General features: G+C 33.9%; 8 protein-coding genes. All 8 read left to right on the top strand.

Annotation, left to right across the window (positions count from 1 at the left end; all coding sequences use genetic code 11):
* Position 1: 1 nt before the first annotated feature.
* The 8 genes from FF125_RS15280 to FF125_RS15245 all read left to right on the top strand — a co-directional run bounded on the left by FF125_RS15280 (position 2) and on the right by FF125_RS15245 (position 14,976).
* Positions 2-2,389 (top strand): PDZ domain-containing protein, encoded by a 2,388-nt coding sequence (locus tag FF125_RS15280; RefSeq protein WP_250629598.1) that lies wholly within the window; start codon positions 2-4, stop codon positions 2,387-2,389.
* A gap of 32 nt (positions 2,390-2,421) precedes the next feature.
* Complete coding sequence (locus tag FF125_RS15275) at positions 2,422-4,020, top strand: sulfatase family protein (protein WP_138950575.1); 1,599 nt, start codon at positions 2,422-2,424, stop codon at positions 4,018-4,020.
* 18 nt (positions 4,021-4,038) lie between these two features.
* A complete protein-coding gene (locus FF125_RS15270; RefSeq protein WP_138950574.1) occupies positions 4,039-5,496 on the top strand; it encodes a sulfatase-like hydrolase/transferase in 1,458 nt (485 codons plus the stop codon).
* A complete protein-coding gene (locus tag FF125_RS15265; protein WP_138950573.1) occupies positions 5,493-7,628 on the top strand; it encodes a GDSL-type esterase/lipase family protein in 2,136 nt (711 codons plus the stop codon). Before FF125_RS15270 ends, FF125_RS15265 begins: the two co-directional genes overlap by 4 nt.
* Positions 7,629-7,695: 67 nt before the next feature.
* Positions 7,696-9,789, top strand: coding sequence for an alpha-L-fucosidase (locus FF125_RS15260; protein ID WP_138950572.1), 2,094 nt, complete (start codon positions 7,696-7,698; stop codon positions 9,787-9,789).
* A gap of 61 nt (positions 9,790-9,850) precedes the next feature.
* Complete coding sequence (locus tag FF125_RS15255; RefSeq protein ID WP_138950571.1) at positions 9,851-11,254, top strand: sialate O-acetylesterase; 1,404 nt, start codon at positions 9,851-9,853, stop codon at positions 11,252-11,254.
* 4 nt (positions 11,255-11,258) lie between these two features.
* Complete coding sequence (locus tag FF125_RS15250; RefSeq protein ID WP_138950570.1) at positions 11,259-13,625, top strand: glycoside hydrolase family 95 protein; 2,367 nt, start codon at positions 11,259-11,261, stop codon at positions 13,623-13,625.
* Complete coding sequence (locus tag FF125_RS15245; protein WP_250629597.1) at positions 13,603-14,976, top strand: alpha-L-fucosidase; 1,374 nt, start codon at positions 13,603-13,605, stop codon at positions 14,974-14,976. The genes FF125_RS15250 and FF125_RS15245 overlap by 23 nt, the downstream gene beginning before the upstream one ends.
* The last annotated feature ends 8 nt before the right edge of the window (positions 14,977-14,984 follow it).

Below are 14,984 nucleotides of genomic sequence, written 5' to 3'. Positions count from 1 at the left end.
AATGAGAAAAATTTTTAAATATAAAAAACAAGATCTAAAATGGATCTTTAGGCTTAGTATTTTAATGTTGATGTTTATTGGGTGTAAACCCATTGTATCTGATTTATATGTATCAAAAAATAATGATTCCTCTGACTTTAACGATGGGAAAATTGTTTTGAGTACACTTGAAGAAGCAATCAATAAAGTAAATAGGTTAAGAAATAATGGAAAACTTCATCCTATTACAATTCATCTTGAAGCTGGTGAGCACCGAATAACTTCACCGATTAGGATAGGTAATGAACAAGGGTCCTTAAAACTGATAGGAGCGGGAAATGACAAAACTATCATAAAAGGATCTAAAAAGTTAAATTTAAGTTGGCAAAAACATAACAGTACCATTTGGATCGCAAAAGTTGAAAAAAATGAAATATTTGATGCCTTATATATCAATGGAAAACCGCAAATAATGGCACGTTATCCAAATTATGAAGAAAACGGCGGTCATTGGCAAGGACATGCAGCTGATGCTCTATCTAAAGAAAGAATAAGTTCTTGGAGTAATCCTATTGGAGCTTTTCTTCATGTAATGCATAGTGGTGAATGGGGTGATTTTCATTATAAGATTACTGAGATAGATGAAAATGGAGAAGCCAAATTAATTGGAGGACATCAAAATAATCGTCCATCAAAAATGCACGAAAAATACAGAATGGTAGAAAATGTTTTTGAGGAATTGGATAGTCCTGGTGAATGGTATCTAGATACTCATGATAATTTATACTATTGGCCTATGGAGAATATAGATTTAGCTAATGCTTTGGTAGAGGCTTCAGAACAGAAACATTTAATTGAGATTGTAGGCACAGAGGAAAAGCCCGTAAGTAATGTTGAAATTAGCAATTTAAAATTTGAACATACGCAGCGAACATTCATGGAAAAATACGAGCCATTACTAAGAAGTGATTGGACAATTTATCGAGGTGGGGCTATTTTTATTGAAGGTGCACAAGATATAAAAATTGAAAATTGTGAATTTACTAATTTGGGAGGTAATGCTATTTTTGTCAGTAATTTTAATCGTAATATCGAAATTTCAAATAACCACATTCATAAAATTGGAGCTTCGGCAATTTGTTTGGTTGGCTCTCCTGAAGCCGTACGTTCGCCATCTTTCCAATATAATGAGTTCATGCCGCTACCTAAAATGGATACTATTAAAGGACCAAAAAACAACAAATATCCAAGTAATGTATTGGTAGATAATAATTTAATTTACAAAATCGGTCGTATAGAAAAACAAACCGCGGGTGTTGAAATTGCTATGGCAATGAACATAACAGTTAGTAATAATAGCATTTATGATGTTCCCAGAGCAGGTATCAATATTGGTGATGGTACTTGGGGCGGACATATTATAGAGTATAATGACGTTTTTAATACGGTGTTGGAATCTGGCGACCACGGTGCTTTTAATTCTTGGGGAAGAGATCGTTTCTGGCACCCTAACAGAGAAACAATGGATGGTATAGTTGAGGCAAACCCTCAAATGCCAACTTGGGATGCTACCCAAACCACTATCATTAGAAATAACAGGTTCCGTTGTGACCATGGATGGGATATAGATTTAGATGACGGGTCGTCCAACTATCAAATTTATAATAATTTATGTTTAAATGGAGGGATTAAATTGAGGGAAGGATTTAATCGTACGGTTGAAAACAATATTACGATTAACAATGGATTCCATCCACATGTTTGGTTTAAAAATAGCAACGACATTTTTAAAAGTAACATTGTTTTTACAGAGCATAGAGATATCCGTTTACAAGAATGGGGAAAAGAAGTCGATTTTAATTTTTTTCCCGACCAAAAAACTTTATTGGCAAGCCAAAATAAGGGGGTAGACAAACATAGTATTTTTGGGGACCCTCTTTTTGAAGATGCTAAATCAGGAAATTACAAGTTAAAAAATAATTCACGGGCTTTTGAAATTGGCTTCAAGAATTTTGATATGACAGGTTTTGGCGTAAAAAATAAAAAATTAAAAGCCTTGGCTAAAACTCCCAATACACCAATTATATTTTTTAGTGGAGTTAGTGAAAAGTCTTCTGTTTATGAATGGTTGGGAGCAAAAATAAAAAATATAACAACAATTGAAGAACGTTCAGCTGCAGGTTTAAACAAAACAGCAGGAGTTTTAATTACCTCAATTGATGAGAATAGTATAATCGGTAATTCTGAATTAAAGGTTGGTGATGTTATTATTTCCTGCCAAGGTTTAGAAATAAATGAGTTTGCAAATTTAATGAAATCGTTTCAAAATGATAGTTGGCTAGGTAAACTTGATCTATTGGTTTTTAGAAATCAAAAAGATTTGAAAATTGAATTGGCTCTAAAAAAATAGTATAAACTTAACATATAAATAATTTAATTAAAATGAAGAAATCATTAAAGACAATATTATTTTTAACTTTTTTGAGTCTAATGTTTTCTTGCAATGATAAAAAAGAGCACGAAAAAGATATCATTCAAAATCCTCCAAACATTATCTACGTACTTACGGATGATTTAGGTTATGGAGATATTGGAGCGTTTAATTCTAATGGTAAAATAAAAACTCCAAATATCGATCAATTGGCAGCAGATGGAATTAAATTTACTGACGCTCATACTTCATCAGCAGTTTGTACTCCTACAAGATATGGAATTTTAACTGGTAGATATAATTGGAGAAGTCCCATAAAAAATGGAGTGCTTACTGGTGTGTCTAAGGCATTAATTCCAAATAGTAGAACGACAGTTGCTTCTTTGTTGAAAAAACAAGGATATGAACCAGGCTTTATTGGTAAATGGCATTTAGGTTGGGATTGGGCTCTAAAACAGGGAGATTCTGTTGGAGGTACAGGGTGGAATGCCGATGATTACGATAATATAGACTTCTCTAAACCCATAAAAAATGGACCGAAAGAATTAGGGTTTACCTATTCTTATGGACATTCAGGTTCTTTAGATATGGCACCTTATGTATACGTTCAAAATGGAATGCCAACGGTGATTCCAGACTCTGTTACAGTAAATAAAGGGAAGTATTCATGGTGGCGAGAAGGGCCAACAGGTTCTGATTTTGTGCATGAGGATGTTACCCCAAATTTTTTTAAAAAATCATTCAGTTATATTGAACAAAAGGCTACAAGTGACCAACCTTTCTTTTTGTATTTAGCACTACCATCACCACACACACCTATTTTACCAACCGAAGAATGGCAAGGTGAAAGTGGATTAAATCCATATGCTGATTTTATGATGCAAATTGACCATTATATGGGGCAATTACTACAGACAGTTGAAGAGGCAGGTATTGCAGAAAATACTATCATCATTTTTACAAGTGATAATGGGTGTTCTCCTCAGGCCAATTTTAAGGTCTTAGCTGAAAAAGGACATAATCCAAGTGCTATTTATAGAGGCCACAAAGCTGATATATTTGAAGGTGGGCATCGTGTTCCTTTTATTGTAAAATGGCCAAAGCATATTAAACCCAACTCTAGTTCTGATAAAACGATATGTACCACGGATTTATTGGCTACTGTGGCCGAATTAACAAATACAGCACTGAAAGATAGTGAGGGTGAAGATAGTTATTCAATGGTTCCACTTTTTTCAAGTGAAAGCGTTAACAATTACAGTCGTGAAGCTACTGTTCATCATTCCATCAATGGAAGTTTTGCAATTCGTAAAGGAAAGTGGAAAATGATTTTTTGTCCTGACTCAGGAGGTTGGAGCGATCCGAAACCGAATTCTGAATTGGCAAAAACCTTACCCAAATATCAACTCTACAATTTAGAAGAAGATCCCGAAGAAGCGAATAATTTATTTAAAGTGAATCCTGAAATTGCTAAAGAATTAAATAGTTTAATGGTTTCAACTATAAAAAATGGTAGAAGTACTGAAGGAGAGAACCAACAAAATGATGCACCGATGAATGCAAAAGTATGGAATGAAATAGAGCGGTTTGGTCTTTTGAATAAAAAATAAATAGTAATACTTAAATTTATGAAAAATATCAGTTGGTTACTACTCATCGTTATTTGTGTTTTTGGTTGTAAAAAAAACAATGAAAATTCAGAACCCGAAAATAAAATTGTAAAAAAGCCTAATATTATTTTTCTGTTTTCTGACGATCAAAGTTTTAAAGATGTCCATGTATTAGGTAATAAAGAAGTAAAAACACCTACCATGGATAAACTGGCGGAAGAGGGAACTACTTTTACGCATACCTATAATATGGGTGGATGGAACGGTGCTATTTGTTTAGCTTCAAGAGCAATGGTCATAAGCGGACGTTCAGTATGGCGAGCTCAAGCAGTTTCAAAAGAGTTTAGTAAGAATAAAGAACTAGATAAGACCTGGCCGAGATTAATGGAGAATGCTGGTTATGAAACTTACGCAACTGGAAAATGGCATATTTCAGCTAAAGCAGATTCCATTTTTAACCATGTAGGTCATGTTCTTCCCGGCATGCCTGGTGATAGTCCTGAAGGATATAATCGACCACAAAATGAGAATGACACGCTATGGAAACCATGGAAAAGAGAATTTGGTGGGTATTGGAAAGGAGGCAAACATTGGAGCGAAATGATAAAAGATGATGCGGTGTCTTTTATTGACAGTGCGGCAACCAAAGAAAAACCATTTTTTATGTATATCGCGTTCAACGCTCCACATGATCCACGTCAATCTCCGAAGAAATATGTAGATATGTATCCGTTGGATAGTATCGCTATTCCTGACAGTTTTATGCCCATGTATCCTTATGCCGAAACCATGGGAGCTGGGAAAAACCTGAGAGATGAAAAATTGGCTCCTTTTCCTAGAACCGAATATTCCGTAAAAGTAAATAGGCAGGAATATTATGCATTAACAACCCATTTGGACGATCAGTTAAAGGACATAATTAATACCTTAGAAAAACAAGGTCTTATGGAAAATACGTACATATTTTTCAGTTCTGATCATGGTTTGTCAGTGGGTGAACATGGACTTATTGGAAAGCAGAATATGTATGATCATAGTATGCGGGTTCCTTTAATGATTGTAGGACCCAATATTCCAAAAGGTAAAAAAATAGCTACCGATGTTTATATGCAAGATGTAATGGCCACAACACTTGAGTTGGCAGGAATTGAAAAACCAAAATATGTTGAGTTTAATAGTTTAACAAATCAAATTGATGGTACTGATTCTAAGGGTAGTTATGATGCTATTTATGGAACGTACGAGAAAAAATCTCAAAGAATGATTAGAAGGGATGGTTATAAATTAATCGTTTATCCTAAAAGCGAGAAAATTCTATTATATAACTTAAAAGAAGATCCACAAGAGTTGAAAGATATAGCAGCAGAGCCTCAGAGTAAAGAAAAAATAAAAACCCTTTTTGTAGAATTAATGGAGTTACAGAAACAAATGGGCGATCAATTAGACTTATCAATAATTTATAAAAATATTTCATGAAAAGAACAAGTAAACTTTTAATTCTTTTTCTCTTAACTTTTTCTGTTGGGTTAATAGCCCAAGAACCTATAAAAATTGCTTGCGTCGGTAATAGTATTACTTATGGGGCTGGAGTCGTTAATCGTGAAAAAAACTCATACCCCGCTCAGTTACAGGAATTGTTAGGTGATAAATATGAGGTGAAAAATTTTGGTGTTAGTGGTAGAACGCTTTTGAACAAAGGCAATCACCCATATACTGAGACTAAAGCTTATAAGGAAGCTCTTAATTTTATTCCTGATATTGTATTTATGAAGTTGGGTACCAATGATAGTAAGCTTGGAAACAGGGTTTATTTAGGTGAATTTGAAAAGGATTATCAAGATTTGATTCAATCATTTAAAAACATAAATGATAAAATACGGATAGTTTTGTTGCTTCCAGTACCAGCTTTTACAGTAGATACTGCCAAAATTTGGAATCCTGTAATAAAAAATAAAATTATTCCTTTGACGCAGTCAGTGGCATTTAATGCGAATGTTGAGGTTATAGATTTATATCATTTGTTTGTGGACAAAAAGGATTTATTGCCGGATGGAATTCATCCCTCTGGATTAGGTCAAACCATTATAGCTAAAAGATTGTATGAAGTAATTCATCAAGAGCATAAGAAGTCGATAAACTTTTTCGAAGATAAAGATATTACCATTGAAAAAAGCGAAAATTTTAATGGCTATTCTTTGTTAAACTTTAAAATTGACAGTACGCAATGTAAAATTGTTGTACCCAAAAAAGTGGCAAAAGGAAACCCTTGGGTTTTACGTGCAAGATTCTGGGGACATGAACCGCAAACTGATATTGCATTATTAGAAAGAGGTTTTCATATTGCCTATTGCGATGTTAGTAGTCTTTATGGTAGTAAATTAGCATTGAAGCGGTGGGATAATTTTTATAAATTAATGACAAGTTCAGGTTTGTCTAAAAAAGTGGTTCTAGAAGGCATGAGTCGAGGTGGATTGATAATTTACAATTGGGCTGCAAAAAACCCTAAAAAAATTGCTGGTATATACGCTGATGCCCCAGTTTTAGATGGTAAGAGTTGGCCAGGAGGAATGGGCCAAGGTAAATTAAGTAAGGGAGACTGGGGGCGTTTTAAGAAGGTGTATAAGTTGAAAAATGAAAAGAAACTAGAGAAGTTTAAAGACAACCCGATACACAAAGTAAAAAAAATAGTAAAAGGTGGGTATCCAATACTACATGTGGTAGGTGATGCAGATAAAGTAGTCCTGATTTCAGAAAATACAACGCTATTTGAGAAGAAAATTAAGCAGTTTTCAGGTGACATTGAAGTAATTCATAAACCAAATACTGGTCATCATCCGCATAGCTTACAAAACCCTACACCTATTGTTGATTTTATGTTGCGAGCTACAGATCAAAAAGTAAATTTTGCTACGATACCATCACCTTCTGCTGAATATCGTTCAGCTGCAGGGTGTACTAATGGTACCGATTGGTGGGCACAAACTCATGATATTGATTCTGTAGTTCAAACACTTAAAAATATCGATGTACTACTTATTGGTAACTCTATTACGCAAAGTTGGGGGAGTAGTGGTAATAGAAATTATATAAATAGTAATGCCGGTACAGAAGCAGCTAAAAAATACTTTAAAGATATTACTTGGATGAATGCTGGTATTTCTGGTGATAGAACGCAACATGTTTTATGGCGAATTGAAAAAGGAAATTATGAAAATGCAAATCCAAAAATGGTGGTAGTAACAATTGGTGTCAACAACTTTAGAGATAATAGTGCTTTGGAAATTTTTGAAGGCATAGAAAAATTGATAACACTTACGCGTGTAAAATTCAAAAATTCAAAAATTATCATGTTAGGGCCGCTACCAACGGGAATAGATCCTACCCAAAAGTCACGACAAAAATATAATTCAGTTCATAAATTGTTAAGTGCGTTTAAAACGCCAGACAATGTAAAGTACTACAATCTTATTTCATTATTCATTGATGAAAAAGGGTTTTTAAATGAAGATTACTATTCTGGAGATGGTATACATTTAAAACCTGAAGGTTATGCTGTTTGGGGTAAATTTATTAAAGAAAAATATGAACAGCTTTTGGAGGAAAATTAAAACATATCTGAAACGGACGATGTTCAAAAGAATTTTCGTAAATCAAAATATAAAGAAGATCTGAGAAATGAAATTAAGTATAAAAATAGTAGTTGTTCTAGCATTAAGTAGTATAATTTCTTGTGCTCCAAAAGTAGCACCACCAGAACCATTTGGACCAATACCGTCGCAACGACAATTACAATGGCACGGGATGGAATATTATGCGTTTATTCATTTTAATATGAATACGTTTACCAATATGGAGTGGGGAGATGGAAGCGAAAAACCAGAACAGTTCAATCCAACAGAATTGGATGCTAGACAATGGGCAAAAACAATTAAAGATGCTGGAATGAAAGGAGTTATAATTACAGCTAAACACCATGACGGGTTTTGCCTATGGCCATCAGAATATACAGAGCATTCCGTTAAAAACTCTCCATGGAAAAATGGAAAAGGTGATGTTCTTAAAGATTTATCAGAAGCTTGTAAAGAATTTGGTTTAAAGTTAGGCGTGTATTTATCACCATGGGATAGAAACCATGAGCAATACGGAAAACCAGAATATGTTACGTATTTTCATAATCAATTACGAGAATTATTGACAAATTATGGTGACATATTTGAAGTTTGGTTTGATGGTGCTAATGGAGGTTCTGGGTATTACGGGGGAGCAAATGAAACTCGAAAAATAGATAATAAAACCTATTACCAATGGGATAAAGCCGTTGAAATTGTAAGAGAGTTACAGCCTAATGCTGTTATTTTTGGAGATGGTGGTCCCGGCGTTCGTTGGGTAGGTAACGAAGAAGGATGGGCAAATGAAACCAATTGGAGTTTACTTAGAAGAGATGAAGTTTATCCAGGATATCAGAAATATAAAGAATTGCGTTCAGGCCATGAAGACGGAACCCATTGGGTACCTGCAGAATGTGATGTGTCTATTAGACCAGGTTGGTATTATCATAAATCTGAAGATACTCAAGTTAAGTCATTAGAACATTTGGTTAAAATTTATTACGAATCTGTGGGGAGAAATGCTTCGTTGCTTATGAATTTACCTGTTGACACTAGGGGCTTGGTTCATGAAAATGATGTGAGGCAATTGATGGCCCTAAAAGAGCAAATTACTAAAGATTTTTCTGAGAATTTAGCTAAAAATTTAAATGTAAGAGCTACAAATGTAAGAGGGGACAATTCAATGTATAAGCCTGAAAATGTGAATGATGATAATGATGAAACGTATTGGTCAACTAACGATTCAATTACAGAAGCATCGATTACATTGTCTTTTAATAAGCCTACCGAAATTAATAGAATTTTATTAGAAGAATACATACCCTTAGGACAGCGTGTAAGTAAATTTACTGTAGAAGCAGAAGTGGATGGCGTTTGGAAAGTAATAGATACGCAAACCACTATTGGAGATAAGCGTATTTTAAGGTTTAATGTGGTTAAGGCCTCAAAAATAAAGGTGAATATTAAAGGAAAAGCAGCATTAGCTATTTCAAATATAGAATTGTATAAAGCTCCACATTTATTAACTGAACCTATTGTTACTAGAGATAAGGAAGGCACAATAACAATGAAAGTAGCGGATAAAAATATTGAAATTTATTATACAACAGATGGTTCAGAGCCAGATACCTCTTCATTAAAGTATACTGATGCCTTTTTTGTTGATCAGCCTACTCAGCTTAAAGTGATTGGTTATAATCCAGAAAATAAAGAAAGGACTTCAGAAAAGCAAGTCTATTTTGATATTAGTAAAAAGAATTGGAAGGTTTTAAAAGTGTCTTCAGGTAAGATAGAAGAGGCTACGAGGATGATTGATGATAGTTACATGACCTCTTGGGTCTGCGATACAAATAGTAGTGAACCAAATGAAATAATTATAGATTTAGGTAACGTGTACAATTTGTCAGGCTTTACATATATGCCAATGCAAGGGCGTTGGCCGGCTGGAATCATTTCTCATTATGAGTTTTTAGTAAGTGAAAATAATAAAACATGGACGTCTGTATCTATTGGAGAGTTTGGAAATATTAAAAACAACCCCATTGAACAGATTATAAAATTTCAATCATCTAAAGGTCGCTATATTAAGCTAAAAGGGATTAAAAGTGTTGACAATGACGGGAAAATGTCTGTTGCTGAAATAGGAGTGCTTACAGAATAACATAGTTTCAATAATAAAAATAATGAACAGATAACTAAATTAAAACTCTAAAAATAGACACATGAAAAAAAGTATATTATTAATAATTGCCATCTTCTTTTTTAATCAGGCATTTGCAGAGATTTGGCTACCCTCTATCTTATCTGATAATATGGTTTTGCAGCAAGAATCTGAAGTTACCTTTTGGGGGTGGACTACTAATACCAATGAAAAAATAACCATTACGCCTTCTTGGAATAATATTTCCGTAGAAATTAAAGCCTATCAAGGAAAATGGCAAGGAAAATTAACCACGCCTAAAGCAGGAGGAATTTATACTATAACGATACAAGGTCACGAAGAAATTAGTATTAAAAATGTGCTCATTGGTGAAGTTTGGTTGGGTTCTGGACAATCGAATATGGAGTGGACGCCGGCTCAAGGCCTTGTTAATGCAGAAGAAGAAATTAAGAATGCTAATTATCCAGAAATTCGGTTTTTTCAAGTGTCTAAGCATATTGCGAATACACCTCAAGAAAACACGAAAGGGAAGTGGTTTGTTTGTAGTCCTGAAACCATGAAGAATTTCAGTTCAATTGCTTATTTATTTGGTAGGAAATTACATAAGGAGTTGGGTATTCCTGTAGGATTAATAAGTAGTAATTGGGGAGGTACCCCTATTGAAACTTGGATACCAGAACAAATGATGAACGGTAATAAGTCACTACAAGAGACTGCAAAAAAAATTACACCAAGAGCGTGGTGGCCAAATGAAACCGGACTCGCATATAATGCCATGATATACCCACTTTTAAATTTTAATATAGCAGGTGTTATATGGTATCAAGGAGAATCTAATCGAGAAAATGCAGTATCCTATTATAAATCATTTCCTTTATTAATTGACTCTTGGAGAAAAGCATTTGGTAAGGTGTTTCCTTTTTATTATGTACAAATTGCACCTTATAAATATGACGACCTACAAGGTGTGGATGCTGCGGTGGTCAGAGATGCTCAATTACAAACCATGTTAGAAATACCTAAGACAGGTATGGTCGTTACAAATGATATAGGTAATTTAGAAAATATTCATCCCATTAATAAGCAAGATGTGGGTTTGCGATTAGCCTTATGGGCGTTAGCAAAAGATTATGGTAAATCAGATTTAGTATATAGTGGACCTATTTATAAATCAATGGAAATCAAAAAGAAGAAAATTATATTGAATTTTGATTATGCTGATAATGGTTTAGTAAAAAAAGGAAAGGAATTAAACGAATTTTATATTGCAGGTGATGACCAAAAATTTTATCCAGCCAAGGCTAAAGTAGTAGGTAAAACCGTGGTCGTTTCAGCAAAAGCGGTAAAAAAGCCAGTTGCTGTTAGGTTTGCATTTACGAACGGGGCTTTACCAAACCTTTTCAATAAAGAAAATTTACCCGCGTCTGCCTTTAGAACAGATTATTGGGAAATAAAACTAAAATAACAAGATGAGAAAACCAACCAAAATTTTAATAGTACTTTTTGTATTTTTTACTTTAAACTCATGTCAAAAGGAAGAGGTACAGCAACCCATAACAGAAATTTGGTATGCCCAACCTGCTACCAAATGGATGGAAGCTTTACCAATTGGTAATGGTCGTTTAGGAGCTATGGTGTTTGGTGACCCCAAGCATGAACGTATTCAACTTAACGAAGATTCACTTTGGCCAGGTGGTCCAGACTGGGGTAATTCGAAAGGGAATAAGGATGATTTAGAGCAAATTCGTGAACTTTTGGCAGCAGGAAAAGCTCATGAAGTTGATCAACTAATAATAGAAAAGTTTTCGTATAAATCAGTTTTAAGGTCGCACCAAACTATGGGCGATTTGTTTATTGATTTTGAAGGAGAAAACGAAGTAACCAATTATAAGAGATCTTTAGATTTTGATAATGCTATTGCTAAAACTGTTTATAATTCAAATGGACATCAAGTTACTCAAAAAGTTTTTGCTTCAAACCCAGATGATGTGCTCATTATAACATTAGAAACTAATAATCCAGAAGGTTTAAGCTTTACCTTAAGGATGGATCGTCCAGAAGATAATGGTCATAAAACAGTTTCGGTTTCAAACTCTTCAGAAAATGAAATTAGTATGAAAGGAATGGTAACTCAATATGGCGGTAAAAAGTTTTCAGAACCATTTCCAATTGATTATGGTGTTAAGTTTGAAACACGCTTAAAAGTAAATAATAATTCTGGTGAAGTAATTGCAAAAGATGGAATTTTAGAATTAAAAAATGTTAAGCAGGCTACCCTATATGTAGTAGCAAATACTTCTTTTTATCATGATGATTATGAGACTGAAAATACTAAAACTCTAACAGACGTTACTGAAAAATCGATTAAGGAATTACTTGATACTCATATAAAGGATTATCAGGAACTATACAATAGAGTTGATTTTAATCTGGGTGATGCGAGTTTAGATAGTTTACCTACTGATGTACGTTTAAAACGTATAAAAGAGGGTAATGACGATCCAGATTTAGCGGCTAAGTTATTTAAGTACGGACGCTATTTGTTGATAGCTTCTTCACGTGAAGGAACAAATCCCGCAAATTTACAAGGGTTATGGAATGAACATATACAAGCTCCTTGGAATGCAGATTATCATTTAAACATTAATTTACAAATGAATTATTGGCCGGCTGAGGTAACTAATTTAAGTGAATTGCATACTCCATTTTTTAATTTTTTAGATAAAGTATTTGATAGAGGAAGGATTACCGCAAAAGAGCAATATGGTATTGAAAGAGGTACAGTTGCTCATCATGCTACAGATTTATGGGCTACACCATGGATGCGTGCAGAAAGGGCTTATTGGGGGGCTTGGATTCACGGAGGTGGATGGTCAGGCCAACATTATTGGGAGCATTATCAATTTACAGAAGATAAAGAGTTTTTAGAAAAAAGAGCCTATCCTACGTTGAAAAGCTTATCTGAATTTTATTTAGATTGGTTGGTATGGGATGAAAAATCAAAGACTTGGGTTTCTAGCCCAGATTCATCACCTGAAAATTCATATTTAGCATCAGATGGTAAACCAGCTGCAATATCTTTTGGTAGTGCTATGGGACATCAAATTATTGGAGAAGTTTTTGACAACACAATGGCAGCAGCAAAGATTTTAGGAATCAATGATGATTTTGTGAAAGAGGTAAAAGCAAAGAGAGAAAACTTACATCCAGGTGTTGTTGTTGGTGAAGATGGTAGAATCTTAGAATGGAATGAACCTTATGAAGAACCTGAAAAAGGACATAGACACATGTCGCATTTATATGGATTGCATCCAGGTGATGATATAACATCACAAACAAAAGAAGCCTTTGCTGCGGCTCAAAAAACAATAGATTATCGATTAGAGCATGGTGGGGCAGGTACGGGTTGGAGTAGAGCATGGATGATTAATATGAATGCGAGATTATTAAATGCCAAATCTGCCGAAGAAAATATTACAAAATTTATGCAGATTTCAGTTGCTGATAATTTCTTCGATGAGCACCCTCCATTTCAAATTGATGGAAATTTTGGCTATACGGCAGGTGTTGCAGAATGTTTATTACAATCTCATGAAGGGTTTTTAAGGATATTACCATCACTACCTAATAATTGGAAAAAAGGTACTATTACAGGGTTAAAGGCAAGAGGTAATATTAAAGTCGATATCGTGTGGGAAGATGGTTTATTAAAACAATTACACTTGGTGCCATTGATGGATAAATTGGTGAAAATTAAATATAGTAATAAGGAAGTTGAAATTCAATTAATAAAAAATAAAAAAACATCGTTAAATGAAAGTCTTGAAGAAATATAATAGAATTAAAGAGGTAATGAAAAAGTCTGTAATTTTTGTATTTTTATTATCCACAATGTTTTCTTGGTCTCAGAGTGTTGATTCATTAAAAGTTGAGCAGGAAAAAATGCAATGGTTTAAAGATGCCAAATTGGGTGTTTTTATACATTGGGGATTATATGCTGTAAATGGAATTGATGAATCTTGGTCATTTTATAACGGTTATATTTCACATAAAAATTATTTGAAGCAAACAAAAGGATTTACAGCTAAAGATTATAATCCTGAAGCATGGGCCAAATTAATTAAAAATAGTGGTGCAAAGTATTCTGTAATTACTTCAAAACATCATGATGGTTTTGCTTTATGGGATACAAAATATGGAAATTTTAATTCTGTGGATGCCGCTACATCAAAAAAAGATGTATTGACACCATTTGTAACTGCACTAAGAAAAAATGACCTTAAAGTTGGTATTTATTATTCGTTACCCGATTGGACTTATAATGATTATACAAATTTCACTAGAGATTCTATTCGCTATAAAATTCAAGATGAACCAAAAAGATGGAAAAAATTCTTGAACTATTACCAAGGTCAATTAAAAGAACTTTCTGACAATTATAATCCAGATTTATATTGGTTTGATGGTGATTGGGAACATAATTCGGAAGAATGGCAAGCTCCGCAAGTTAGAAAGATGTTGTTGGATAAAAACCCAAATACAATTTTGAATTCTCGTTTACGCGAACATGGAGATTATGCGACTCCAGAACAAGGTATGCCTATAACTAGACCCAAAAGTAAGTATTGGGAATTATGTATGACTATAAATGATTCTTGGGGGTATCAAAAGAATGATCACAATTATAAAACTACCAACCAAATTATCGGAATTTTCGCTGATGTTATTGGCAATGGAGGTAATTTATTATTAGATATTGGTCCTAAAGGAGATGGTTCAATTCCAAAAGAACAAGTTGAGGTGTTGGAAGGATTGGGTAAATGGACTAGTAAACATAAAGAAGCTATTTACGGTACCGTGGCAGGGATTCCTAAAGAACATTTTTATGGGCCATCTACCTTATCAAAAGATAAAACAATGTTGTATTTATTTGTGAAAGGAGATCCCAAAGGAGAAGTTGTTATTAGAGGACTAAAGAATAAAATTAACCGCATATGGGTAGTCGGTAATGGTACTAAACTTTCTCATAAAGTTGTTGGCAGCGTATATTGGAGTCATTATCCAGGTATTAAGTATATTCAAGTTCCTGAGTATGTGTTAGATGATGAGATGACTGTAATTGCTGTTTTATTAGATGGTAAGGTTGATTTGTATCGTGAAGATGGAGCGGTAATAGAAAGTAATTAAAAGAATAA

The organism is Aureibaculum algae, assembly GCF_006065315.1.
GTDB lineage: Bacteria > Bacteroidota > Bacteroidia > Flavobacteriales > Flavobacteriaceae > Aureibaculum > Aureibaculum algae.
Note: the sequence above shows the minus strand (reverse complement) of the source record. Positions and strands in the feature narration are given on the sequence as shown.